Origin of the sequence: Hymenobacter monticola (assembly GCF_022811645.1) — a bacterium.
In the GTDB taxonomy this organism is placed as follows: domain Bacteria; phylum Bacteroidota; class Bacteroidia; order Cytophagales; family Hymenobacteraceae; genus Hymenobacter; species Hymenobacter monticola.
The window spans coordinates 2,382,857-2,407,271 of record NZ_CP094534.1 but is presented as its reverse complement, the minus strand read 5'-3'; the positions used below and the strand labels follow the sequence as shown (position 1 = coordinate 2,407,271).

19 protein-coding genes are annotated in these 24,415 nt (G+C 61.3%); 11 read left to right on the top strand and 8 right to left on the bottom strand.

What is annotated here, in order from left to right:
- Positions 1 to 42: 42 nt before the first annotated feature.
- Both MTP16_RS10040 and MTP16_RS10035 read left to right on the top strand, forming a co-directional pair.
- Positions 43 to 405 carry a winged helix-turn-helix domain-containing protein gene (locus tag MTP16_RS10040; RefSeq protein WP_243519178.1) on the top strand — a complete coding sequence of 121 codons (363 nt, stop codon included), beginning with the start codon at positions 43 to 45 and terminating at the stop codon, positions 403 to 405.
- Between the two features lie 55 nt (positions 406 to 460).
- Complete coding sequence (locus MTP16_RS10035) at positions 461 to 3,139, top strand: TonB-dependent receptor (RefSeq protein WP_243519175.1); 2,679 nt, start codon at positions 461 to 463, stop codon at positions 3,137 to 3,139.
- A gap of 94 nt (positions 3,140 to 3,233) precedes the next feature.
- Here MTP16_RS10035 and MTP16_RS26005 read toward each other — a convergent pair whose 3' ends face one another.
- The 4 genes from MTP16_RS26005 to nuoK all read right to left on the bottom strand — a co-directional run bounded on the left by MTP16_RS26005 (position 3,234) and on the right by nuoK (position 7,917).
- Positions 3,234 to 4,859 carry an OmpA family protein gene (locus MTP16_RS26005; RefSeq protein WP_317244101.1) on the bottom strand — a complete coding sequence of 542 codons (1,626 nt, stop codon included), beginning with the start codon at positions 4,857 to 4,859 and terminating at the stop codon, positions 3,234 to 3,236.
- Positions 4,860 to 5,123: 264 nt separating this feature from the next.
- The gene (locus MTP16_RS10020; protein WP_243519166.1) at positions 5,124 to 5,492 is read right to left on the bottom strand and encodes a hypothetical protein; all 369 of its coding nucleotides are present in this window, start codon (positions 5,490 to 5,492) and stop codon (positions 5,124 to 5,126) included.
- Positions 5,493 to 5,504: 12 nt separating this feature from the next.
- A complete protein-coding gene (gene nuoL, locus MTP16_RS10015; protein ID WP_243519163.1) occupies positions 5,505 to 7,454 on the bottom strand; it encodes an NADH-quinone oxidoreductase subunit L in 1,950 nt (649 codons plus the stop codon).
- 118 nt (positions 7,455 to 7,572) lie between these two features.
- Positions 7,573 to 7,917, bottom strand: coding sequence for an NADH-quinone oxidoreductase subunit NuoK (gene nuoK, locus MTP16_RS10010; RefSeq protein WP_196288107.1), 345 nt, complete (start codon positions 7,915 to 7,917; stop codon positions 7,573 to 7,575).
- Between the two features lie 316 nt (positions 7,918 to 8,233).
- Between nuoK and MTP16_RS10005 the strand changes: the two genes are divergently transcribed.
- The 6 genes from MTP16_RS10005 (at position 8,234) to MTP16_RS09980 (ending at position 11,730) form a co-directional block, all read left to right on the top strand.
- On the top strand, positions 8,234 to 8,803 hold the full coding sequence (locus MTP16_RS10005) for an RNA polymerase sigma factor (protein ID WP_196288108.1): 570 nt from the start codon (positions 8,234 to 8,236) through the stop codon (positions 8,801 to 8,803).
- Positions 8,804 to 8,916: 113 nt separating this feature from the next.
- On the top strand, positions 8,917 to 9,297 hold the full coding sequence (locus MTP16_RS10000) for a hypothetical protein (RefSeq protein ID WP_243519160.1): 381 nt from the start codon (positions 8,917 to 8,919) through the stop codon (positions 9,295 to 9,297).
- Between the two features lie 113 nt (positions 9,298 to 9,410).
- Positions 9,411 to 9,665 (top strand): autorepressor SdpR family transcription factor, encoded by a 255-nt coding sequence (locus MTP16_RS09995; RefSeq protein WP_243519157.1) that lies wholly within the window; start codon positions 9,411 to 9,413, stop codon positions 9,663 to 9,665.
- A gap of 27 nt (positions 9,666 to 9,692) precedes the next feature.
- Complete coding sequence (locus tag MTP16_RS09990) at positions 9,693 to 10,361, top strand: SdpI family protein (RefSeq protein WP_243519155.1); 669 nt, start codon at positions 9,693 to 9,695, stop codon at positions 10,359 to 10,361.
- 194 nt (positions 10,362 to 10,555) lie between these two features.
- Positions 10,556 to 10,978, top strand: a complete 423-nt coding sequence (locus MTP16_RS09985) for a carboxypeptidase-like regulatory domain-containing protein (protein WP_243519152.1) — start codon at positions 10,556 to 10,558, stop codon at positions 10,976 to 10,978.
- Positions 10,979 to 11,262: 284 nt separating this feature from the next.
- The gene (locus MTP16_RS09980) at positions 11,263 to 11,730 is read left to right on the top strand and encodes a carboxypeptidase-like regulatory domain-containing protein (RefSeq protein ID WP_243519149.1); all 468 of its coding nucleotides are present in this window, start codon (positions 11,263 to 11,265) and stop codon (positions 11,728 to 11,730) included.
- Between the two features lie 73 nt (positions 11,731 to 11,803).
- Here the strand turns inward: MTP16_RS09980 and MTP16_RS09975 are convergent, their stop codons facing one another.
- The 4 genes from MTP16_RS09975 to MTP16_RS09960 all read right to left on the bottom strand — a co-directional run bounded on the left by MTP16_RS09975 (position 11,804) and on the right by MTP16_RS09960 (position 20,950).
- Positions 11,804 to 15,451, bottom strand: coding sequence for an ABC transporter permease/M1 family aminopeptidase (locus MTP16_RS09975; RefSeq protein WP_243519146.1), 3,648 nt, complete (start codon positions 15,449 to 15,451; stop codon positions 11,804 to 11,806).
- Between the two features lie 188 nt (positions 15,452 to 15,639).
- Positions 15,640 to 16,527, bottom strand: a complete 888-nt coding sequence (locus MTP16_RS09970) for an ABC transporter ATP-binding protein (RefSeq protein WP_243519143.1) — start codon at positions 16,525 to 16,527, stop codon at positions 15,640 to 15,642.
- 278 nt (positions 16,528 to 16,805) lie between these two features.
- Positions 16,806 to 19,307: a TonB-dependent receptor domain-containing protein gene (locus tag MTP16_RS09965; RefSeq protein WP_243519139.1), complete on the bottom strand. Its 2,502-nt coding sequence runs from the start codon at positions 19,305 to 19,307 to the stop codon at positions 16,806 to 16,808.
- 314 nt (positions 19,308 to 19,621) lie between these two features.
- Positions 19,622 to 20,950: a helix-turn-helix transcriptional regulator gene (locus MTP16_RS09960; RefSeq protein WP_243519137.1), complete on the bottom strand. Its 1,329-nt coding sequence runs from the start codon at positions 20,948 to 20,950 to the stop codon at positions 19,622 to 19,624.
- A gap of 147 nt (positions 20,951 to 21,097) precedes the next feature.
- On the opposite strand from MTP16_RS09960, the gene MTP16_RS09955 reads away from it, so the two are divergent.
- The 3 genes from MTP16_RS09955 (at position 21,098) to MTP16_RS09945 (ending at position 24,406) form a co-directional block, all read left to right on the top strand.
- The gene (locus MTP16_RS09955; protein WP_243519136.1) at positions 21,098 to 21,898 is read left to right on the top strand and encodes a 3'-5' exonuclease; all 801 of its coding nucleotides are present in this window, start codon (positions 21,098 to 21,100) and stop codon (positions 21,896 to 21,898) included.
- Positions 21,899 to 22,274: 376 nt separating this feature from the next.
- Positions 22,275 to 22,781: a hypothetical protein gene (locus MTP16_RS09950; protein WP_243519126.1), complete on the top strand. Its 507-nt coding sequence runs from the start codon at positions 22,275 to 22,277 to the stop codon at positions 22,779 to 22,781.
- An 80-nt stretch (positions 22,782 to 22,861) separates the two neighbouring features.
- Positions 22,862 to 24,406, top strand: coding sequence for a serine hydrolase (locus MTP16_RS09945; protein WP_243519124.1), 1,545 nt, complete (start codon positions 22,862 to 22,864; stop codon positions 24,404 to 24,406).
- Positions 24,407 to 24,415: the final 9 nt, after the last annotated feature.

Sequence of the window (24,415 nt, the reverse complement as noted above, 5' to 3'; positions counted from 1 at the left end):
GTAAGATTCGGGCAAAATGCTTTGCCACCGCATCTTTGCTGCATGAAAAACCTGCTCCTGCCCGCCAAAACCTACCGCCTCAACGGCCGCCTCTGGCTGGAATCCGAGGACGGCCGCTTTCTCGGCATCGGCCGGCTGGAACTGCTGGAGCACATCGCCGCGCTGGGTTCCATCTCGAAGGCCGCGCAGGCCATGGGCATGTCCTACAAACGGGCCTGGGACCTGGTGGCCTCCATGAACGCGCAGGCCACCGCCCCGCTGGTCGCCACCCAAACCGGCGGCAGCAAAGGTGGCGGGGCCGCCGTGACGGAAGCGGGCCAGGAGGCCATAACAGCCTTCAAAGCCCTGCAAGAACGGTTTCAGGAATTTATGGCCACCGAAACAAAGCGTTTGCAGGGCAGTTAGCAAGCCGCGAAGCGTTATATCTTCGCCAATATAACGCAACTTAACTGCTGTTCCTTTGCAATATTCTGCGACCCTCGCTACGCCTCGTTTCATCTGCTTCTCGATTGTTTTGCTGGCCCCGCTGGGCTGTGCATCAGCTGCTTTTGCCCAAGCCGTAGCGCCCATTGACACTACTCGCAAAAATCTGAGCCTGGAGGAAGTTGTCGTGTCAGCCTCGCGCGTGGAAGAGAGCTTTTTGCAGTCGCCGGTGACCGTGGAGAAGCTTAACCCGCGTGCCCTGCGGCTCACGCCCGCGCCGTCGTTTTTCGACGCCATCGAGCACCTGAAGGGCGTGCAGGTCATCACGCCCAGCCTTGGCTTCAAGGTCATCAATGCGCGGGGCTTCACCAACACCACCAACGTGCGCTTCGCCCAATTGGTGGATGGCGTTGATAACCAAGCTCCGCACATCGGCGGGCCAATTGGGAATGTATTAGGGCCGAGCGATTTGGACATCAGTTCGGTAGAAGTGGTACCGGGTACGGCCTCGGCGCTGTATGGGCTGAACGCCATCAACGGGTTGGCGAATTTTCAGACGAAAAACCCGTTCAGCTCGGAAGGACTTAGTGTGCGGCAGCAAACGGGCCTCAACCACCTGAACGACCCGAACGTGAAAACGCTGGGCGCAGGCAGCAGCACCGGGAAAATCTATTCCGAAACCAGCGTGCGTTACGCCAAAGTGTTGGTGGCCGATAAACTGGCCTTCAAAATCAACAGCACCTACCTGCGGGCCTACGACTGGATTGCCAACGACCAGACCGACCTCAACCCCACCGGCAACGCCAGCACCGGCCTGCTGGGGGCCGACAACCCCGCGCCCGACCAAGTGAACCGCTACGGCAACGAGTCGTCGGACCGCAGCACGCTCACGCTGGGCGGCAAGCAGTACGCGGTTGCCCGCACCGGCTACGATGAGCGGGATTTGGTGGATTACAACATCCGGCTGCTGAAGGCCGACGCGGCCGTGCACTACCGCTTTCGCCCCGGCACGGAGCTGGCCTACACCTACCGCGTGGCGGGGTTCGACAACGTGTACCAGCGCTCGAACCGCTTCCGCCTGCAAGGCTACTGCCTGCAGCAGCACGCCCTCACCCTGACGACGCCCGTGGTGCAGGCCCGCGCCTACCTCACCCGCGAAAACACCGGCCAGAGCTACAACCTGCGCTCCATGGGCGAGAACCTCGACCGCAGCTTCAAGCCCGATGCGCAGTGGAACGCCGACTACTCCACCGCCTGGAACGCCGCCGTGGCCACCGGCCAGCCCGTGGCGACGGCTCACGCCGCCGCCCGCGCCGCTGCGGATGCCGGCCGCCTGCAACCCGGCACTGAGCCCTTCGCGCAACGCCTGAGCGAGCTGCAAAGCATCAACAACTGGGACCAGGGCGCGGCCCTGCGCGTGCGCGCCAACCTGCTGCACGGCGAAGCCCAGGTGAACCTGGCAGAAGCCCTGCGGCGCGGCGGCCACGCCCTGCCCACCCAACTCGACTTGCTGGCCGGAGCCGACCACCGCACCTACCTCGTGGTGCCCGACGGCAACTATTTCATCAACCCCAACCCCGGCCAGGACCCGCTGGCCGATAACCTGACTTATTCGAAAACCGGCGGCTTTGTGCAGGCCGGCGGCCGGCTGCTGGGCGAGCGGCTGCGCCTCACAGCCACGCTGCGGGCCGATAAAAACGACTACTTCGACCTGAAGCTCAACCCACGCTTCACGGCCGTTTTCTCGCGTACGCAGCAGCAAAACTTCCGGGTGAGCTACCAGAGCGGCTACCGTTTTCCGAGCTTGTTTGAGGGCTTCTCGAATGTGAACAGCGGGCAGGTGAAGCGCATTGGCGGGCTGCGGGTGATGTCGGACGGCGTGTTTGAGAATAGCTACCTGCGCACCAGCATCGATGCTTTTAACAATGCGGTGACGGCGGCCATTAATGCCAATAACTCAAGTGCCACGGCTGCCCAGAAGCGCCAGCAGGCCATTGCACAAAGCCAGAACCTGCTGGTGAAGAACCCCTACAGCTACCTCAAACCAGAATACATTCGCTCGTACGAAGTAGGCTACAAGGGGGTCTTTGGCGATGCGGGCCAGCTGCTGCTCGACGTGGATTTTTACTACAACTCCTACCGCGACTTCATCGCCCAGGTGGAAGCCTACGTACCCCAAACGGCGGCCGGCGCGGCACTCAACACCGGCGCCGACCTCAACACCATTGCCACGGCCTTGAATGCCCGCAACGGCCAGGCCCGCTACCGCCTCTGGACCAATTCCCAGAGCCGGGTGTCCAACTACGGCGGCTCGGCCGGGCTGCGCTACGAGGTGGCGCGCGGCTACCTTCTTGGGGCCAACACCACTTATACTCGCCTCGACCGCACCGAAAACGGCGACGGGCTGGAAGACGGCTTCAACACCCCGCGCTGGACCTATAACCTGAGCTTAGCCAACGAAAATGCTTACCGCAACTTCGGCTTTGGCCTCAACTACCGCTGGCAGAAGGGCTATTATTCCCAGACGTTTCTGGTGAATGGCACCGTACCCGCCTTCAACACGCTCGACGCGCAGATGAGCTACGCCGTGCCCGCCGCGCAGGTGCGCTTCAAGCTCGGGGCCAGCAATGTACTCAACCGTTACTATGTGTCCTACCTCGGTGGGCCGAGCGTGGGCGGGCTGTACTACCTGGCAGTCACGTATTCGGTGTTTTAAGCAGCTGTTGTGAGGAAGAAACCAGTGGAAAATGAACACAAAAAAGGCCCGCTCTCGGTGAGAGCGGGCCTTTTTCTTACCTATGCCTTGTCGCTTACTTGCGCTTGGCGGGAGCTTTTTTCACGGGCGCCTTTTTGGCCGGAGCCTTTTTCACGGGCGCCTTGCCTGCCGTGGGGCGGCCTTCGGGCGTCTTCTGCAGCTCCGAGATGGTGGGCGCCGGGCCGTACTTCACCTCGGCCGAGTTGGGCTCGCCGGTGAGGTAGAGGTCGAACTCCACGCGGCGATTCAGCGCCTGGCCAGCAGCTTTGGCGTTGTCGGCAATCGGCTTGGTTTCGCCGTAGCCGCGCGACTCGATGCGGTCGGCCGGTACGCCTTGGCTCAGCATGTAGGTGCGGGCCGAAGCAGCGCGGTCATACGAGAGACGCAGGTTGTAGTCGTCGGCGCCTTTGCTGTCGGTGTGGCCGGCAATGCTCATGGTATAGTCGGGATATTCCGACATGAGTGCCGCGAGGTCTTTCAAGGTCGGGTACGAGCTGGGGAGGAGCACGGCCTTATTGAATTCGAAGTTGATGAACTTCGTGGCTTCCTGCAGACGCTTCTTCGCTTCGGCCTTAATCTCGGGGCAGCCTTTGTTGCTGGCCGGGCCCGGGCGGTCGGGGCAACGGTCCTGGTAGTCGGGCACGCCGTCGCCGTCGCGGTCAAGCGGGCAGCCGTTGGCGTCTACCCGCACACCGGCCGGGGTGCCGGGGCACTTGTCGTTCTGGTCAATCACACCGTCGTTGTCCGAGTCGGGGCAGCCGCGTAGCTCGGCTTTGCCAGGGGTATCGGGGCAGGCATCTTCGGCATCGGTCACGCCGTCGCCGTCGCGGTCGGGGCAGCCTTGCAGGGCAGCCAGGCCTTTCACGTCGGGGCATTTGTCCTGGTAGTCGGGCACGCCGTCGCCGTCCTTATCCAGCGGGCAGCCGTTGGGGTCCACGGCCACGCCAGCGGGCGTGCCGGGGCACTTGTCCTTGCGGTCGGGCACACCGTCTTTGTCTTCGTCTTTGGCTTGGCCGAAGGCCACCGTGAGGCCCGCCTGGGAGCGCAGAAACCGGTCGTTGCGGCTGTCCACATCGTTTTGCACTACGCCGTCCACCTCATCGGTGAAGGGGTAGAAGTAACCAAGCTGCACATCGGCAAACACCGAGGGCGAAAGGCGGAAGCGCAAGCCGCCCGCGCCAAACACCTCACCGCGCCGAATCTGGCGAAAGAAATCGGTAGGGCCGGCCTGCCCGAGCGAGGTCGACCGCCCCTTGCTGTTGGTGATGAACAGGCCCGGTCCGGCCATCAGGTAGGGTTGCAGGAAGAAGTCTTCTTTGAGAATCTTGCCGTTGTTCATTTTGAGCTTGAGGCCCAAATCAATCATGCCCACGCGGGCTTCAAAGTTTTCGCCCGGCTTGGTGTTCGACGAGAACTTGTAGGTCTCGTAGTTGCCGTACACGCCCAGGTCGAAGGATGGCGAGAGGTAGCGCGTGATGCCGCCGCCGCCGCCGACTTCGATGTCGACGCCGCTGCGCTTCCAGAAGTCGGAACCCAGGTTGCCGGTGTATTGCAGCGAGCTTACCCAGCCGCTGATGGCCGTTTTTTTATCGGCGGTTTGAGCCTGCGCGTGCGGAGCGTTCATGCCTAGCATGACGGCCCCGAGCGCGGCTCCCCGAAGGAGTTGAGGTTTCAGACGCATATTTTTTAGGTGATGGTGGGAGAAAAAGCACGTGCCCAATCACGACCCGGCGGGCCGTTTCGGATGTGCTGCTATACCCCATCCCCATAAAAAAGTTGTTCGTCTTATCTAGCTCAACAGCATTTTCATTAAAACTAAACCCTTATAGCTCAGACTACGTAGCGCCGTAAATGCGCAGCTTTGCAACATTCAATGCGGAGGCGCACGACTATGATGGCCAGCGCGTTTGCCCCGGCAAAGCCTAAGCAGGCCGCTCGCTGGCGTCTACTTTTTTACCCGCGAAAACTTAGCATCCCGGCTGCCACCACTTACCAAAAGCTGGCTGGTTTCGGGCAGGTATTTGACTGGCACTTTCTTTATGCCGTTATCTATCATAATGACCTGGGCAGTGGAATCGTAGATGCCCGTCAGGTCATTCAGGCCCTCGTGAATGAAAAAGGTGTCGCCCTTACGCCGGATAACGGTATGGGTCTGCGAATTGGTGTCGTCGCTTTTCCACTCGCCCAAAAACTGGTCGCGCGGATTCACCTCCGGCGCCTTGGGCTTGTCCGAACCGCAGCTGACCATGGTGCCGGCCAGCAAAACCACCAGCGCCCGTTGGGCCCAAGCATTCATGTTGCGCGCATTTTTCACAGGTTTAGCAGCTTAAAACCGACCGAAATTTAAACCCAGAATCAGCACAATGCCGATAACCATCAGGATGAGGTAGGTTTCCACGGCGCCGGTTTGCACGTAGCGCAGAAGGGCCCCGCCCCCGTTCACGGCGCGCCCAAACACGCCCACGGCGGGGTTGATGATGCCGTTTTCTACAAATTTGTAGAGGCCCGTCGAGAGCCACATCACCGGCTTGGTGAACAGGTTGTCGTACAGCTCGTCGATGTAGTATTTGTGGTACACCAGGCTTTCGGGAGCCGAGCGTTGGGCCTCGTCTTCGGCCGGGCGCGTGGCGCGGGCCACGTACATCACGTAGGCCAGCACAATGCCCAGCACGCCAGCGGCCACCGACAAGCCTATGAGCATCAGCTCCGTGTTGTGGTCGGGCTCGGCCGTAAAGGCGGCTGGCATGATGCGCTGCGAGTACGTGAAAATCGGGGCCAGGTACTCGGCCAGGTAGTGGTGCCCACCCGTGAACATGGGCGCCCCCATAAATCCACCCACGGCCGCCAGCACGGCCAGAATGATGAGCGGCAGCGTCATCGACGCCGGCGACTCGTGCAAATGATGCTTCTGCTCCGCGGTGCCGCGGAACTCGCCGAAGAAAGCCAGGAACAGCAGGCGGAACATGTAGAACGCCGTCAGGAAAGCCGTAAGCAAGCCCATGGCCCACAGCACTTTGTTGTGCTCGTAGGCGTGCGCCAGGATTTCGTCTTTCGAGAAGAAGCCCGAAAAGGGCGGGATGCCCGAAATGGCCAGGCAGCCGATGAGGAACGTGAGGAAGGTGATGGGCAGCGCCTTGCGCAGGCCGCCCATGCGGCGCAGGTCCTGCTCGTTGCTCATGGCGTGAATCACGGAGCCAGCTCCGAGGAACATCAGCGCTTTAAAGAAGGCGTGGGTGAGCACGTGAAACAGCGCCGTGGAGTAGCCCATCACGCCCAGCGCCAGAAACATATAGCCCAGCTGCGACACCGTGGAGTAAGCCAGCACCTTTTTAATATCGTTCTGCGCCAGGCCAATGGTAGCGGCAAACAGTGCCGTGGCCGCGCCCACAATGGCCACCACTTCGAGCGTATGCGGCGCGAGGGTGAACAACACGTTGGAGCGCAGCACCATGTAGATGCCCGCCGTCACCATCGTCGCGGCGTGGATGAGGGCCGAAACCGGCGTGGGGCCGGCCATGGCGTCGGGCAGCCAGGTGTAGAGCGGCAGCTGGGCCGACTTGCCCATGGCGCCCACAAACAGCAGCAGCGTAATGAACGTGCACACGCCCACGCCATAGGTACCAAACTGGCCGAGGCTGGCTTTCTGGAACACCTCGGCATACTGCACCGAGTTGAAGGTCAGATAAATCAGGAAGATGCCGAGCAGGAAACCCAGGTCACCGATGCGGTTGATGATGAAGGCTTTCTTGGCGGCGTTGTTGTAGTTGGTGTTCTTATTCCAGAAGCCGATGAGCAGGTAGGAGCACAGCCCCACGCCTTCCCAGCCGATGAACAGGATGACGAAATTGGCCCCCATTACCAGCAGCAGCATGCTGAAAACGAACAAGTTCAGGAAACTAAAGAACTTGCCCACGTTCTCGTCGTGGTGCATGTAGCCGATGCTGTACACGTGAATCAGGAAGCCCACGCCCGTCACGAGCAGCAGCATAATCAGCGAGAGCTGGTCAATCTGGTACTGGAAAGGAATCTGCAGCGAGCCCACCGTAATCCAGTCGAACAGCTGCACGGTGTACTGGTACTGGAAATTCAGGAACAGCATCACCGAAATCAGGAACGAGCCCAGCACGGTGGCGCTGCCAATGAGCCCGGCCACGGTGCCAGACAGCTTCTTGTTCAGCAGCCCATTGATGAGAAAGCCGACGAAAGGCAGCAGCGGAATGAGAACGTAAAGAAACGTAGAATACGGGGCGTTGGCGCCGGGGAGAACGGTTTCCATTGGTGAGATGGTGAGGTAGTGAAATGGTGGGTTGATGCGGTGCGCTGGCGAAGGAGAGGTTGGATGCGCGGCTTAAGCGGCCAAAACATCAAACCCATCATTTCACCATTTCACCACCTCACCATTTGAGCCGGCTGAGCAGGTTGACGTCGGTGGTCTGGTAGTTGCGGTAAATCATGACGATGATGCCCAGGCCCACGGCAACTTCGGCCGCGGCTACGGCCATGATGAAGAACACGAAAATCTGCCCGTTGGCATCGGCGCGATAAGCGGAGAAAGCAGTCAGCAGGATATTCACCGCATTGAGCATCAGCTCAATACACATGAAGATGATGATGGCGTTGCGCCGCACCAGCACCCCCGTTACGCCGATGGCAAACAGGGCCGAGGCAAAAAACACGTAGTACTGAAGCGGAACGGTCCGAATAACTTCGGGAACGGTCTGGGAAACGGTGGGGTCCATGCAGATGAACCGGCGAAAGGGCACTGTGCAGCCGGCCGGCCGGCAAAGGTACCCTGAAAAACGAAAAACGTGAGGTCGAATTTGCGTTTGTTATCGGTTCGATTTCATTAGCGTCCGTCTGTCATCCTGAGCGCAGCGAAGGACCCTCTCACGCTTGGAATAACTTACTGCTAATCGTTCAGCGGTGAAAAGGTCCTTCACTACGCTCAGGATGACAGACGGGCCTCAAAATTTCTTAAAGTATTTTCGAAGGCCCGGCGTCTGCTTGGGCACAATGGAACCCTTGGCACTTTCGCTCCCCAATCCTCTTTTGCCGATGACGGCTTCGCAGCAAGACCGCCAGATTGCCGAAGCCGTGCGCCAGCAGCGCCCGCGCCTGCTGCAGTTCATCCGGCGCCGCATTCCCGACGAAGCCGAGGCCGAAGACCTGCTGCAGGACGTCTTCGCCGAGCTCGTGGAAAGCTACCGGCTGCTCAAGCCCGTGGAGCAGGCGGCGGCCTGGCTCTTCCGGGTGGCCCGCAACCGCATCACCGACCTCTACCGCCGCAAGCGGCCGGTGAGCCTGGAGGAAGCTTTCGGCGCCGCCGAAGCCTCCGACGACGGCGAGGGCCTGCTGCTGGCCGACCTGCTGCCCGCCCCCGACGACTCGCCCGAAAACCGCCTACTGCGCGAAACCCTGATGGAAGCCCTCAGCGACGCCCTGGCCGAACTGCCGGCCGCCCAGCGCGAGGTGTTCATCTGGCACGAACTGGAGGACAAGACCTTCCGCGAAATGGAAGAAGAAACCGGCGTGCCGCTCAAAACCCTCATTTCGCGCAAGCACTACGCCGTGCTGCACCTGCGCAAGCGCCTGCAAACCTTGTATACCGAATTATTCACTGACTAAAGGAGAAATGATGAGAGGGTGAAATGGCGAGTTTGATGTTTTGCTGGCATCTGCCGGCCACGTCCGATTCCAAGTTCCCACTCACCAGTTCACCAATTCATTACTCACCTATCATGGACCGTAAATTCTGGCTGCTGCGCGGCCTTCGCTTTTTCTTCTTCGCGGCGCTATTTCTCGTCGCCATTGGCTTCGTCACGCAAGCCCTCTGGAACTGGCTCATGCCGGAACTGTTCCACTTACCGGCCATCAGTCTGACGCAAACATATGGCTTGTTGCTGCTCAGCCGCATTCTCTTCGGTTTCAAGCCGGGCGGGGGCCGCGCGGGTGCCTGGGCCCGCAAGCGCCGCGAATGGCAGCAACGCATGGCTGGCCGCATGGAGCACCTGAGCCCCGAGGCCCGCGAAAAATTCCGGCAGCAAATGCGCAGCCGGTGCGCTAGTTGGGGCCGCCACGCGGAGAAGCCCGCCGAAGCTATTGTTCAGCAACCGGCTTAATTAGCGTTTATTAAGCTGCATCGAAAATATTTTCAGCGCGGCCTCTCGAAAAGAGGCCGCGCTTTTTTATGCCTGTTTTATTTAGACATTTGCCTAAACATTGAACCGCGACTATGAATGCTCTTTTTAAAGCCCTGAACGACCCCACGCGGCGCGCCATTCTGGAGCGGCTGCGCGCCGGGCCCCTCACCGCCGGGGCCATTGCCGAGCAGTTCCAGTTTTCGGCCCCCACCATCAGCCACCACCTCGACCTGCTGCGCCAGGCCGACCTCGTGACCAGCCAGAAACAAGGCCAGTTCGTGGTGTACACCCTGAATATGACGGTGTTTGACGAATTACTGGGTTGGCTGTATCAATTCAAATCCTAACCTGATTGCGGGCTCTTGCTTTTCTCCATGAAAAAGAACTTGTTTTGGCAGTTGTTGACGCTGGTCGTGGTGGCCTTGCCGTCGGTGTATTTGTGGGCCGTGTGGCAGGCACTGCCGGCGCAGGTGCCCACGCATTTCAACAGCAGCGGGCAGGCCGATGGCTACACCGGCCGCGAACACCTGTGGCTACTCACGCTGGGGCTGCCGTTGGGCACGACCGTGCTGCTCAGCGTGCTGCCGTACCTGGACCCCAAGCGCCGGCTCGACGGCGACAACGCCAACTTTCAAAAGCTGCGTTTGGCGCTGGTGGCGCTGCTCAGTGGGTTGGCCTGCTTTAGCCTTTACCTGGGCGCGCACCCCGGCACGCCACCCGGCAAAGGGCTGGCAGTGTTGCTAGGCACCTTCTTCGTTTTCATGGGCAATTACCTCAGCACGGTTCAGCCCAACTATTTTGTGGGCATCCGCACACCCTGGACGCTGGAAAGCCCTGCCGTGTGGGCACGCACGCACCGGATTGGCGGCATGCTGGCCTGCGTTGCGGGTGCATTATCGGTGGCGATGGCGTTCGCGCTACCAGGCCATCTGGTGCTTCCTGCCCTACTGGGCCTGACAGTTGGAACTGTGCTTTTTTGCTACGGGTATTCATATTGGCTTTTTCGGCAGCAACAGCAAGCCGATACAGCGAGCCATTCTTGAATCTATTTCTTATAGTCAATTAGTTAACTCCAAAACGCCTCTTACTATGCAGGTTGAGTTTTGGGGTTATTTCAATTTAAGAACATTGTGTTTTTGGCTTAATCACAGAAATAAATTGAATTTAACAAGGCAAATTCTTGCAGAAATGTGCTAGATGGTTGTATGTTTGCATCAGTCAATTAATACTTGTATTAATGCAACGCATCACCCGCCTTTGCTTTTCAGCTGCTGCAGCAGCTCTTTTTTTGTCGATAGCTCCTTTTAAGGGCCATGCCCAGTATGCTTTTAACAGCGTGCCTGAACCTAAGGAACTAGCTGTCGAAGCCGACCCTGAGGGTGGCAAAGCGCCCGCCAGTGGCGCAACCAAGCTGATTCACGGGGTCATTCAGAACGAGCAAGGCGCGTTGCCGGGGGCCACGGTTTGGCTGAAAGGCAGCCGTACCATTGTCGTGACCAATGCGGAGGGTGCATTCGAGCTGCAAGTGCCGGCCGATGCCAAAACCGTAAAGCTTGTGTGCAGCTACGGCGGCTTGCAGGAAGAAGAGCTCACTCTGACGCCGGTGCAGGCCATGGGTTCCATCTACCTGGTGCACGCCAATCAGGCGCTCAAAAAATAAAGCCGCGTAGTGCGGTTCGCAACCGCGCGCATGTTTGGCTTAAAGCATCACCTTTTCTTCTGCACAGCCAGTCCCACAACGAGAACCCCGGCCCATATGGTCGGGGTTTTTCTGTGGCGGTAATGCGGTAAAGCAGCGTGTTTTCTGCTGACTAGCGGAAACCCGGCATTCACCGGCAAAATCCCATTGTTGGACGAAGCTTGAAGAAACTGGTTTCGGTGCAAGTCGACATTTGTATCATTCAACAACGACTTCATAACCAACTGGCCTTTTTCTTACTGCTCATGCGCTTCTTTGCTCTCCTCCTCGCTTCTTTCCTGACCTTCGCTGCTGGCCTGACCAGCCAAGCCCAAGCGTTAGCCAGCAACGCAGCCTATACTTCCCACGACCTCGCGGTGGGCGCCGATGCTCCAGCGGAGAAAATGTTGTTGGTGGGCAAAATCACCAGCCCAGCCGGCCCGCTGCCCGGCGCCGTGGTCATCCTCACCAGCACCAAACAAATGGCTGTGACCAACTCCGATGGCGAATTTGAATTTACCGTGCCGGCCAATGCCGGGGCTTTGGCCGCCGTGGTAACCTACGCGGGCTACGCCGATGAGAAAATGACCCTGAACGCCAGCGCCGAAGAATCGACGGTGAGCCTGACCCACGCCCGGGTGATTGTGGTGTCGCGGAAGAACCAACTCAAGAAATACCTCAAAACCGCCAAGAAGCAAGTGAAGCATGACCTGAAACAGGTGCGGAAAGGTTAATCCGGCCCTGTATTAGAAAGCAAAAGCCCCGGCCATCTGGCCGGGGCTTTTTTATTGCCAGGTTGCTGCGTGGCTACAACTTCACTTCTTTGCTGTTGTCTTTTTGCACGCGGTCCACGAATTCGTGGTAGGGGTCGATGGCAACTTTGGCGGGCTCAGTGGCTACTACAAACTCCAGCTTGTTGGTGCCAGCGTGGAAGCGGCGCTTGGTGAGCAGCAGCGGCGGCACGGGCTTCTGGCCCTTACCTTGGGCGGGAAAAATGGCCACTGGCAGGTAGTCGTTTTCAGGCCCGGGGCGCTCGGTGCCGAGGCTGTCGGCCACCAGCTTTTTGCTTTGCACGGTCATGCTCACCTGGAATTTGCCGTTGGGCAGCTTTTTCACGGAGGCATCGGTGAGGCGGTTTTCGTAGAGCGTAATGCGGTCGAACAGGTCCGTGACCAGGTTTTGGAGCGAGTCGGGCGTCACTTTGCGGAACTCGGCCACGAGTTGCGGGGCGGTGGAGTAGGGCGCGGTTTCGTACTTGTGCTGGTCCAGGAAGCTGCGCAGTGCGGTATTCACCTTCTCCTCACCGATGTAGTCCTGCAGGGCGTACATCACCACCGAGCCCTTACGGTAGTGGATGTAACCCTGGCCTTCGACCTTGGCCAGCGGCACTTCCTTTTTGCGCTCGAAGGCGCGGCCCGAGAGGTAGCTGTTCAGCTCGTAGTCCAGGAATTTGCCCATGGTGTAAGGGCCGTAGTGGTGCTTCATCACCATCAGGGCCGAGTATTGGGCCATGGTTTCGACCAGCATGGTTTCGCCCTGCACGTTGGCGCCCACCACCTGGTGGCCCCACCACTGGTGCGCTACTTCGTGGGCCGTCACGTAGAAGGGGTAGTCCACGTCCTCGGGGTCGTTGGGGTCGACTTTAGCAATGAAGCCGATGCTTTCGGAGAAGGGAATGGTGCCGGCGAAGCTCTGAGCAAAGCTGGCGTACTTCGGAAACTCCAGGATGCGCACCTGCGGGTGCTGGTAGGGCCCAAAGTTTTTGGTGTAATAGGCAAACGACTCCTTCACGGCCTGGGCCATGCGCTTGAGGTTGTACTCGTGGCCGGGTTGGTAATAGATTTCGATGGGCACCACGCGGTGGCCGGCCGAGTCCTGCCAGGCATCCTTATACACCTTGTAGCGGGCCGAGAGGAAGGTGTAGAAGTTGAGCATAGGCTGCTCCATCTTGTAATGGAAGTAGCGGCGGTTGCCCTGCGTCCAGTCCTTGAGCAGGCGGCCGGGGGCTACGGCCAGCTGGTCGGCGCTGGTGCTGACCACGGTTTCGAAGCGAATCCAGTCGGCGTCCTGGCTCAGGCCGGAGTTCTGGCGGGCTTTGAGGTCGGAGGCGGAGGCCAGGCGGTCCTTGGGCTTGAGGCCGTTGCGCTTGCGCACGTCGTCGTCGCCCAGCTCGCCCTGCTCGCTGTAGCCGATGCCGGGCAGGTAGGTGGCGCTGTTCATGAAGATGCCGTTCTGCACGATGTCGGTGTTCGAGCCCGAGTTGGGGAAGCCGGTTTCGCCAAAGTCGAGCACGGCGGTCATTTCCAGCGAGTCGCCGGGCGCCAGGGGGCGGGCCAGGCGGTAGAGGCGCAGGTTCACGGCGCTGTCGTTGAGGGCCAGGGTGGCGGCGGGGCGGCCCAGCGTGAGCCGGCGCACGCGCGCCTCCTGCGGCACCTGGATGATGACGGTGTCGAGGGCGCGGGTGTGGCGGTTTTTCAGCCAGAAGCGGCCGTCGATGTGCACCTGCCGGGTGGCGGGGTAGAGGTCGGTTTTCAGGTTCACGGCCACCAGACGGGGCTGGGCCAAGTCTTTGAAGCGGCGGTATTTCTGCTCGTAGCCCAGCTGCAGCTTCTCGGTTTCCTTGGGCGTGCGGTACACGTTTTCCACGTTGGTGTTGTAGAAGATGAAGCTGCCGGCACCCAGCATCACCAGCAGGCCCAGGGCCAGGGCCGTCCAGGCGGGGCGGCCCCAGCGGCGGCTGGCCTCGGCCCGGCGACGCACGAAGGCCGCGTCGGTGCCCCGCACCCAGAACACATTGGCCGCCAGCGCCAGCAGCAGCGCCCCGGCCGCCCAGTACAGCTTAAACCAGCTATAGCCCGTCACAAAGTGCCCGTAGCCGTTCATGTCAGAATACGGCGTGCCGGGGTTGCCGGCGTAGTCGAGCAGGTGGTGGTTGATGCCGAGCTGGCCCTGGAAAATCGTGAACAGGTAGTACACCATCATCACGAAATGGCCCAGGTACTTGTTGTTCACAATCACCTGCACCAGCATGGCCAGCACGCACAGCAGCAGGAAATCAATTAGCTTGAAGCCAAACAGGCTTTCGAGGTAGAGGCCGGGCTCGTAGTGGAAGTAGCCTTTCAGGGTTTGGAGCAGCAGGCCGCAGGCCATCACCACCAGCAGCAGCACCACCTGCACCAGCCCTAGCGCCGAGAGCTTGCTCAGAAACGGCACCCAGTTGGGCACCGGCAGGGCGTCGGTAATCTGGGCCACGCCGGCGTCGCGCTCGCGCCACACCAGCTCGCCCGCGTAGTAGGTAATGATGATGAGGATGAACAGGCTGAAGTTGCCGCTCAACACCTCCACCATTTCGGCCGTCACGGGGTAGGTGCTGGTGTCGTACATCTTACCCACCTGCCAACCGATGGCCAGGATGAAAATGACGCCCGCGCCCACGATGGCCGCGAAGTACACGCTGCGTACGATGCCGCGAAACTCCAGCTTGGTGAGGCTCCAATATTGGCGCAGGTTCATGCCACGGCTAAAAAGCTGCGATACGCGCGGCAGCACCAGCCGCCCGCCCATGGCAGCGGCCGGCAGCAGGTCGGCCTGAGCAGCGGCGCGGGCTTTCTTCGAAGGCGCTTTATCGGAAGCGAAGGCCGAGAACTGGAAGCGGGCGTAGCACAAGCCCAGCAGCGCCACTGCCGCCCCCAACCAGATGGCCCGGTTCAGCACGAGGTAGCGGCTGAGGGGCACGAGCAGGGTGTTTTTTTCAGCCGCCGTCCAGTAGCGGGTGGTGTAGTAGCTGGCCGTCGAACCGAAGGTATCGAGGGCCGCGGCGAGGTTGATGTTGTCGAGGTCGCGAATGAAGGACTGCGCAATCAAGTAGGCCACCAGCAGCAGCACCGAGCCGATGTAAGTGCTCAGGATGTTGCGTGTGAGCGTGGCAAGTGTGAAAAAAACGGCTCCGGTAAACAGCAGATTGGGAATGACATACACCACGTAGGGCCACAAATAGTAGCTCAGGTGATAGGGCCCGAATTTGTCGGCCTCTACGCCCGGCAGCAGCCCGCCGATAAACAAGCCCATCGCCAAGCCACTGAATACCAACAGGCAAATCACAAACGAGCCCAGAAAACGCCCGCCCAGGTACCCCAACTTGCTGATGGGCTTGGTGTAAAACAGCGAGAAGGTGCGGTGCTCAAAATCCCGGTACACCGGGTTGCCCATGATGGCCGAGGTGATGATGACGCCGAACAAGCTCAGGATGGTGATGGTGCCGGCGATGGAATGCGGCGAGTTGACGTGCACGCGGCCGCCATCGCCGCCCAGGCTCACGTTGGCGCCCGAGCCGAAGATGCCGCCCGCCGCAGCCGACAGCAGCGCGGCCATCACCAGCAGCACGCCGAAGTAAATCCAAGTGGCCGGCCGGCGCAGGCGGTATTTTAGTTCGAAAAGGAATATGGGGAGGAACATGATTGCAGATGAGGAAGGTGAAAAGTGAGTTTGCGCAGGTGGGGGGCCTCACCCCCGGCCCCTCTCCCCAAGGAGAGGGGAGCCTAACGCCAGAAGCTGTTCCGGTGCCCCCGAAGAATGCTCGGTTGCATTCCCTTTGGGAGAGGGGGTCAGGGGGTGAGGCGCCCCACCTGCGCCAATAGGCCGTTCTAAACCGCCACGGCCGCCGGCCGCTCGCTGATTTGCGCGAAATACACGTCCTCCAAATCCGGGTTCACTTCCTCAAACCCCGCATCCGGACGCTCGTCGCTGAGCACGTGCACGATGGTTTTGCCCGCGAACAGGCGCGAGCTGATGACGTGGTGCGTAGCCTGCACGGCGGCCACCTCGTCCTTGCTCACCAGCTTGCGCCACACGCGGCCGCGCAGCTGCTCCATCACCGAGAGCGGGTCGCCGGTGAGGCGCACTTGCCCTTGGCTGATAATGGCCATGTTGCGGCACAGGTCCGTCACGTCGCTCACGATGTGCGTGCTCAGAATGATGATGATGTGCTCGCCAATCTCGCTCAGCAGGTTGTGGAAGCGGTTGCGCTCGGCCGGGTCGAGGCCGGCGGTGGGTTCGTCCACGATGATGAGCTTGGGGTTGCCGAGCAAGGCCTGGGCGATGCCGAAGCGCTGCTTCATGCCGCCGGAGTAGCCGCCCAGGTTCTTCTTGCGGGCGTTCCAGAGGTTGGTTTGCTGAAGCAACGCCTCCACTATCTCCTTGCGCTCCTTGCCGTTGCCGATGCCTTTGAGCACGGCCAAGTGGTCGAGCAGTTCCTCGGCACTCACGCGGGGGTACACGCCGAACTCCTGCGGCAGGTAGCCCAGGATGCGGCGCACGCCGTCCTTGTCTTTGAGCACGTCCAGCCCATCGAGCATGATAGAGCCGGTGTCGGCGTCCTGCAGCGTGGCAATGGTGCGCATCAGGCTGCTTTTGCCGGCGCCGTTGGGGCCCAGCAGGCCGAACATGCCCGTGGGAATGTCGAGGCTGACGTTTTTGAGGGCTTGCACCCCGTTGGCGTAGGTTTTGGAAAGGTTGGTAATGGTGAGGGGCATACTTTTTTGCAGCGGGTTAGAGATGGCGCAAGGTACTGTTTATCAATTTATCGGCAAGGCGCGCCGGTTTATTACAGCTTGTTGCCTGACTGATGCGCTTTCCAGCCGTTGGGTTGCCTTGAAAAAAGGCTGGTAATGGGAGAAAAAACGGTCATGCCGAGCGCAGCCGAGGCATCTCGCTCGCGCCCGTAAACCCCATCAATAGGATTACTGGCGCGAGCGAGATGCCTCGGCTGCGCTCGGCATGATGTTCTGACATGGGCTAGTGCCCTTCCCTCCTACTGCCCTCCCTGCTTCCCGCCGCCACCTTTCACGTCGTCGTTCGAGATGGACTTGCGCTGCTTGCCCTGCTGCTCGGTGCCGAAGCGGTAGCTGAGGCTGGCGCGGAAGCCGCGCATGTAGCCGTAGTTGTTGGATACTTCGCTGAAATCGGGCGTGTCGGTGGTGGAGCGGTAGCGCCAGTAGTTATTGAAAGGTGACGCCAGGTTCAGCACAAAGTCGGCTTTGTCTTTGAGGAAGGTCTTCTTCACGCCCATCTGGTAGTAGAGGTTAGCCGCGCCCCGGCCCTGCAGCTCCGGCGAGGGCAGCGAGCTATACAGGAAACCCTGCAGCGTGAATTTCTTGGGCAGCTTGTAGGACGTGTTTAGGTTGAGGCCGGCCGTGAAGCCGCGCCGCTCGATGCCCAACGCCGGGCTGCGGCGCACGATGTACTGCACGTCGGGCCCGCCGCTGATGTCCCAGCCCTCAACTGGCTTGGCCGTGCCGTAGAAATTGAGCTGGTAAAAGGAGTTGGACGCCACGTTGGCGTAAGTGCGCACCGTGGTGCCGGGCGCGGCATCGGTGAAGCCCGCCTCGGCCGCCGTCTTCCGGATGGACTCGATGGCGTTACCGGTGCGGCGCAGCGAGCCCGAGATATTGAGCGAGCCGGCCTTGCCGTTGGTGTTGAAGCTCAGCTCGTACGAGTCGGTCAGCTCAGGGTCGAGGTTGGGGTTGCCATAGGAAATGTTCTGCGGCTCAGAGCGGTCCACGAACGGGTTCAGGTAGTCGATGTAGGGCCGCGTAATGCGCTTGCTATAAGCCAGGCGCAGGCTGTTGTTGTCGCTGAAGGCGTACTGGGCGTTGCCGTTGGGCAGCAGCGTGAGGTAGCTGCGCAGCGGCAGCTCCGAATTGGTGGTGCGGAACTGGGCCGCCAGCGAGGTGCGCTCCAGGCGGCCGCCCAGGCTTACGCTCAGCTTCTTACTGGCCTTGGCGGTGTAGGTGGCGTAGGCCGCCTGCACGTTCTGGTCGTAGTCAAAATTGGTGGCACGGGCGGGCAGCAGCACAAAGTCGCCGTCGCTGAATTGCTTGCCTTCCACGTCGGCCACCGAGCCGGTGCGACGCCAGATGGCTTTCAGGCCGGTTTCGAGGGTGTGCTTCTCGCCGAAAGGCTGCACCAAATCGGTCTGGAAGGTGATTTCGTGGCCCGGCGTGCGGCCCCGGCTGCGCTCGCGGTAGCTGGCCTGGCCGGTTTCCAGGTTCACGGCCGAGTTGGCGTACTGGTCGAAGTCGTAGCCGAAGGTGCCGCTGTTGTTGGCGTACTGGCCCAGCACGCTCCACTCCTTGCGGGCCGTGGCGAAGGTTTTGGTGTAGGTGCCCGTCAGCTCGCCGTTGAAGCCGCTGAAGCGGTTGGTGGTGCTGCGGGTATACAGCTGGCTGTTGGCCGGGTTGAAAGCGGTGTAGCGGTTCACCACGTTGTTAAAATCGGCGCCCCGGTAGGTGTTTATCGAGGCCGCCAGCGACAGGCTCTGCTTCTCGCTTAGGTCGTAGTCGAGGCCCAGGCTGCCGTAGTTCCAGCGGCCGCCGTAGTTGCCCACGCCGTCGAGCTGCAACACGGAGCCGTTGCGCTTGTCGGTGCGGGTGCGGTCGTAGGCACTGGGCCCGTACCAGCCGCCCGTGCCGGCCGACGACGTGAAGCCCAGCTTCTTGGTTTTGAAGTTGAGCGAGGCGTTGCCGTTCGAGTTGCGGTTGCCGCCCGAGGCACTCACCCGGCCGTTCAGCCTTTGCGTCGAGCCCTTCTTCAGCACAATGTTGATGATGCCGGCCGTGCCTTCGCCGTCGTACTTGGCCGGCGGCGTGGTGATGATTTCCACGCTTTGAATCTGCTCGGCGGGGATGCCTTTCAGGGCCTCGGCCAGGTTGCTGGCCAGCGTAGGCGAGGGCTTGTTGTTGATGAGCACCTTGAAGTTGCTGGAGCCGCGCATCTTCACGTTGCCGTCGCCGTCTACGGCCAGCAGCGGGGCCTTGCGTAGCACGTCGGAGGCGGTGCCGCCGGCGTTCGTTACGTCCTGGTCGGCGTTGTACACGATGCGGTCGGACTTCACTTCCACCACCGGCTTGGTGCCGATGACGACGGCCTCGGCCAGGGCCGTGCCCGCCACCGGCAGCCGGAACGTGCCTGCGTCCGTCGCGCCGGCCGTGATGGTCACGTCCTTGGTTTGGGTACCATAGCCCACGTAGCTCACCCGCAGGCGGGCCGGGCCTGACGCCAGTTTGTTGAGCGAGAAGCGGCCGTTGTCGTCGGCTGCCACGCCGGTGATGGGCTTGTCGTTGGGAGCGGGTGGCAGCAGCACCACCGTGGCATACGGCACGGGCTCTTTCTTGAGCGAGTCGAGCACCACCCCGGTCAGCGAACCGGTGCCAATGGCTGCGGCCGGGGCCGCCGGCGCCTGGGCCGCCGCGCGCGGAGCCGTCCACACCAATCCCAACAGCGCGAGTAGCGCACAACAGGTAGAAGATTTCATTTGCAGAGAAAAGGGAAGTTTGGGCCAACAGATGCGAATCGGGCGGCCATAGTTGCGTGGGGGCCCGGACTTTTTAGCCGGAAGCGCCGTGGTTACCGGCGCCGACACGCAAACGTTACAGCCGCCCCAATTATTTGCGACCCCTCCGCAATCCGGGGCTTTTTCCCATTTGGTCGTTTGTGCCAACCCACGCCCCGCGGGGACCATTGCCATACCTTTTTTCATAACCGCCAGCGCTTTGGTGAAAGACTGCGTCAAAGGTCTTTCGTGGGGCCAGGCGCGGCGCTCCAATCTATGATGTGGCCCGTCCCAACTTATGATTTGGGCCGTATCACCTCGCTGGGCGCTTGGTCCAGCAGCTTCTTGAACACGCGGTTAAACGTTGATTTTGAGTTAAATCCACTCTCCAACGCCACGCCTACCAGCGAGTAGTGCGCAAAGCGTGGGTCGGCCAGCTTGCGGCGGGCTTCCTGCACCCGGTAGGTGTTCACGAAGTCGTTGAAGTTCTGCCCGCAGCCCGCGTTGATGACCTTGGACAGCAGCGCCGGGTGGGTGCGCAGGCGGTGGGCCAGCTCGGTCAGGGTGAGCTCGGGCTCCAGCCAGGGCTGCTCCTCATTCATCAGGTGCAGGAGCTTCTCGCGCCACGGCAGCAGCTCTGGGGCCAGCTCCGGGGCGGCCCTTCCGGCGGAAACGGCCGGCTCGTCACGAATGGATAACCCGGCTTCTTCCGCGGCGGGAGCGGTGCCGGCAACCGGTGTTTCGACCGGCGCGGCAGCTACTGCTTCGGCAGCACCGGGCAGCGAAACCGACCCTGCGGACAGTTCGGCTTCGGTCATCGGCTTCGGCACGGCCCCAAAGCGCAGGGAGCTGGTGGCGGCCGCGTAGTTGGCCTGAATGCCCACCACAATCAGCCCGTAAATCAGCACCCCGCGCAGGGCGAAGAAGTACCAAGCCGCGTCGTAGCTGAAATCATAAATCTGGTTAAGGCCCGTAAATAACAAGCTCAGCACCAACACCAACGCCTGCAGAGCCAGCAACTGGCGCAGTCCGGCAAAGCGCAGGCGCTCGGGGTCGGAGAAGTTGTCGTCGAGGTAGCGGCGGTAGCGGCGGTAGTCGGCCAGCAGGCGCAGGCCGTAGCCCAGCAGCAGCGCCGAGCTGAGCAAGGCGGCGGGCAAAGCCGTTTCGTCGAGCAGCGTAGCGCCCGCGCCTTTGGTGCCGAAAAAATCGGGCAGCGGGCGGCCCCGCACCCCGCGCCACCACAGGAGGTCGTACACCGCCACGGCGGCGAAGGCCCCCCATTCCACCAGGCCCGGCAGCAAGTGCTTCAGGGCCGGGCGCCAGCGGAAATCTTGGTTAGTCAGGCTCTGGAAGTACAGGTAATAGGCGCCGCCCAGCACCATGTTGGCCCGCCAGGGCACGTAAAACATCACCGTGGAGTGCCCGTCGTGGCTGTCGAACCAGCCGGCGTAGCCCAGCATCCACTGGCTCACGCTCAGGGTGGGCACTAGGATGAGCAGGGCCAGCAGGGCATCGGAGGCGTTGCCGCGCCGCCAGGCCCGGGCCAGCAGCCACAGCGTGGCCGCCGCGCCGGGCACTACAAAAGGCAGCAACAACCCGCTATGAGGGCCGAAATAGAACAACATAGTGGCGAAAATAAGGACCGAAATCGCCAACCTGATGGCAACGTGCCCATTACCGGCCGCCTGGCCGATTTTGTTTGGCGTTTCCTGGGCACAGCCGCGAACCTCGTGTATATTCGGGGTCTTCATACCGACGCCGCGCCCTCTACCATGCAGCACCTCCACCGCACCCCGCTCGACCAGCTCTTCTTCATCGACATCGAAACCGTGCCCTGCGTGGACTGCCACGACAGCCTCGACGAGACGCTGCGGCTGCTGTGGGAACACAAAAGCGAGAGCTTGCGCCGCCAGCAGGGCTACACCGGCCGCGCCCTGCCCGCCGAGCCCCTGCCCGACCGGCTGTCGGCCGCCAGCTTGTTTGAGCAGGCCGGCATCTACGCCGAGTTCGGCAAGGTAGTGTGCGTGTCGGTGGGCTGCTTTGTGTTCGATAAGGAAGAAGAATTGTGGCGCTTCCGGGTGAAGAGCTTCGCTGACCACGACGAGAAAACCTTGCTGCGCGACTTTTCTGCCCTGCTCGCGCTTAAGCCCAAATTCACGCTCTGCGCCCACAACGGCAAGGAATTCGACTTTCCCTACCTCGGCCGGCGCTTGTTGATAAACGGCCTACCGCTGCCCCCCCAGCTCGACTTGGCCGGCAAAAAGCCCTGGGAAGTGCCCCACCACGACACCATGGAGCTGTGGAAATTCGGCGACCACAAATCCTACACCTCGCTCAGCCTGCTGGCCGCCATCTTCGGCATCCCCACGCCCAAAGACGACATCAGCGGGGCCGACGTGGCGCGGGTATACTGGGATGATAACGACCTGCCGCGCATCGCCCACTACTGCCAGAAGGACATCATCACCACGGCCCGCATCATCCAGAAATTTCGGGGTGAAGAGCCTTTCCGCGACGAGCATGTGGTGTACGCCGACGGTGCGCCCGCGCCCGTGATGCGGCGCGTGGTGTAAGGCACCGCCCCTTGGCAATGATTTCACTTCCGGTATGTTGACGATGCGGAGACGCGCCCGGAACAGAGCCAGTGGCTTTGTAGTGGCCCTGTTGCTTGGTGCTTGCCAGGCCCATCAGCAGCCCAATGCTGAGCGTGCTGCGCCTCAGGCCCGGCCCCGGTTGGAGGCACCGCCAGCCAACTCCAGGGCCCGGGCTGACAGCGCCGGGCCAGCAGCCCAGCGCCCTGAGAAGCAGACGTTATTCCCGGATACCCTACGCCCCATTGAGTTGGCTGTTCAGTACTGGACTGGCCCGCAGCTGGATAGCATACGCGCCGCCTCGCCACCCGAAGACACTGTTGTCATGGGCAGGGGGCAGTGGGACGCGCGCTGCCGAGTGCTGCGAACCGAAGATTTCGAGGGCCTGCTCTTGTTTTACCGGCCCCGCGGCCTCCCCATGCGCTGGGTTGAGCTGGACCTGAATGCGTGGTTTGGCGAACTAAAGTCGCTGCCCTACCTCACGGCCCGCGCCGTGGAGCTGGACCAGCGCCCGCCCGAAGAGCTGCTGGTGCAAATGGAAGGCGGCAATTACGCATCGGGCATCCGAGAAAAAGAAGAACACACCTTGCTCATTTCCTTTGACGGGCCACCGCACGTCATTTGGCACAGCCTGGACGGCCGCGACGAAGAAATTCCGCCTCATTCCGTCATTGAAAGTGACGAGATGGAAGGTGGCAACTACGCCTACGCGCACCGAGAAATTACCGTGCGCCGCGGGCGCGTCATCGTTGGCCAAGTGCAGCAGGAAGGCGGGTTTGAGGACGAGGCCGTGCGGGGATTTACGCCTATCACGCCGGGCAACTATGCGTACCGGGCCGGGCGCTTCCGGCGCATTCGGCCCTAGCCTGGGGCGCAGCATGGCCAGGCGGTGTGCGGGCCTGGCCGTAGCTTTGGCAGTATTGCAAAGCTGTTTCTTATTCGCCCATGCGCTTCCCACATTTTTTGGCTGCCCTGGCTTCGGCCGCTGCTTTTTCGTTTTCATCTCACGCCCAAACCACCCCGGCCGCTACCGGCAACGCCTTCGTGCGCGACAGCCTGGCCCGCTACGTGCAGCGCGGCCTCAAGCTCTGGAACATCCCCGGCCTGGCCGTGGTGGTGGTGAAAGACGGGCAGGTGGTGGCTTCGCAGGGCTTCGGCGTGCGCGCCGTGGGCAAGCCCGAGCCGGTAGACGCCAACACGCTGTTTCTCATTGCCTCCAATTCCAAGCTATTCACCGGCACCGCCATTTCGCAACTGGTGGAGGAGAAGAAGCTGAAGCTGGACGACCCGGCGCGGAAGTACCTGCCCGATTTCCGGCTCTACGACTCCACCAGCACGCGCCTGCTCACGGTGCGCGACCTGCTCAGCCACCATTTCGGTACCAAGACCTTCCAGGGCGACTTCACCTTCTGGGATTCCAACCTGAGCCGGGCGGAGATTTTACAAAAAGTGCGCTACCTGAAGCCCACGGGCCTGTTCCGGCAGCAGTACGGCTACAGCAACTACGGTTTCCTGGCGGCGGGCGAAGTTATTCCGGCGGCTACGGGCGGCACCACCTGGCAGGATTTTGTGCAGCAGCGCATCCTCACCCCGCTGGGCATGACGAGCACCTCGCCCAGCACGGCCGGCGCCAGCCAGCGGGCTAACATCGCTCTGCCCTACACCACGGCCTTTGGCCCGCTCACGCGGGTGCCGTTCGATGAGGTCGACAACTTCGGGCCGGCCGCCAGCCTGGTTTCCAACGTGAACGACCTGGGCCATTGGCTGCGCTTCCAGCTCGACAGCGGCAAGTACAACGGCCAGCGCATCATGCCCTGGGCCACGCTGCGCCGCACCCGCGAGGGCAACACGCTCGTAGGCACTAGCAAGTCGCCCATTTTCCCAATGCACTTCCGCACCTATGGCTTGGGCGTGTTCTCAGCCGATTACAACGGCCGCCAGATTTACTGGCACACGGGCGGCGCCAACGGCTTCGTGACCAACGTGTGCTTCGTGCCCGAGGAGGGCCTGGGCATTGCCGTGCTCACCAACCAGGACAACCAAAGCTTTTTCGAGGCCCTGCGCTACCAGCTGCTCGAGGCCTACCTGGCCGTGCCCTACGTGGACCGCAGCCGCCAGCTCTACGGTTTTTCGAAGGCCGGCAACGCCGAAACCGCCAAGAACGTGGCGGACCTAGCTGCCCGCGTGGCCAAGAAAAGCAAGCCGGCCCGCAGCCTGAAAAACTACGCCGGCACCTACACGCACCCGGTTTACGGCCCCATCACGGTGGAGGCCAAGGGCAAGCAGCTGCTTGTGCGTTTCTCTCACCATCCCGCCCTCACCACCACGCTGGACTATATGGACGGCGACACCTTCCGCAGTACTTTTTCCAATGCGGCCTATGGGATTTTTCCGGCGCCGTTCACGGCGGAAGGCGGACAAGTGAAAACGCTGGAAATCCGCGTGAACGACGGACTGGAGCAAGACCCGTACCTCTTCACAAAAAACTAGCGCGTAGGG

Bases quoted from the DNA above. Each gene is read 5' to 3' on its own strand.
- MTP16_RS10040 (WP_243519178.1), top strand. From the start codon at position 43: ATGAAAAACCTGCTCCTGCCCGCCAAAACCTACCGCCTCAACGGCCGC.
- MTP16_RS26005 (WP_317244101.1), bottom strand. From the start codon at position 4,859: ATGCGTCTGAAACCTCAACTCCTTCGGGGAGCCGCGCTCGGGGCCGTC.
- nuoL (WP_243519163.1), bottom strand. From the start codon at position 7,454: ATGGAAACCGTTCTCCCCGGCGCCAACGCCCCGTATTCTACGTTTCTT.
- nuoK (WP_196288107.1), bottom strand. From the start codon at position 7,917: ATGGACCCCACCGTTTCCCAGACCGTTCCCGAAGTTATTCGGACCGTT.
- MTP16_RS10005 (WP_196288108.1), top strand. From the start codon at position 8,234: ATGACGGCTTCGCAGCAAGACCGCCAGATTGCCGAAGCCGTGCGCCAG.
- MTP16_RS10000 (WP_243519160.1), top strand. From the start codon at position 8,917: ATGGACCGTAAATTCTGGCTGCTGCGCGGCCTTCGCTTTTTCTTCTTC.
- MTP16_RS09995 (WP_243519157.1), top strand. From the start codon at position 9,411: ATGAATGCTCTTTTTAAAGCCCTGAACGACCCCACGCGGCGCGCCATT.
- MTP16_RS09990 (WP_243519155.1), top strand. From the start codon at position 9,693: ATGAAAAAGAACTTGTTTTGGCAGTTGTTGACGCTGGTCGTGGTGGCC.
- MTP16_RS09985 (WP_243519152.1), top strand. From the start codon at position 10,556: ATGCAACGCATCACCCGCCTTTGCTTTTCAGCTGCTGCAGCAGCTCTT.
- MTP16_RS09980 (WP_243519149.1), top strand. From the start codon at position 11,263: ATGCGCTTCTTTGCTCTCCTCCTCGCTTCTTTCCTGACCTTCGCTGCT.
- MTP16_RS09975 (WP_243519146.1), bottom strand. From the start codon at position 15,451: ATGTTCCTCCCCATATTCCTTTTCGAACTAAAATACCGCCTGCGCCGG.
- MTP16_RS09970 (WP_243519143.1), bottom strand. From the start codon at position 16,527: ATGCCCCTCACCATTACCAACCTTTCCAAAACCTACGCCAACGGGGTG.
- MTP16_RS09965 (WP_243519139.1), bottom strand. From the start codon at position 19,307: ATGAAATCTTCTACCTGTTGTGCGCTACTCGCGCTGTTGGGATTGGTG.
- MTP16_RS09960 (WP_243519137.1), bottom strand. From the start codon at position 20,950: ATGTTGTTCTATTTCGGCCCTCATAGCGGGTTGTTGCTGCCTTTTGTA.
- MTP16_RS09955 (WP_243519136.1), top strand. From the start codon at position 21,098: ATGCAGCACCTCCACCGCACCCCGCTCGACCAGCTCTTCTTCATCGAC.
- MTP16_RS09945 (WP_243519124.1), top strand. From the start codon at position 22,862: ATGCGCTTCCCACATTTTTTGGCTGCCCTGGCTTCGGCCGCTGCTTTT.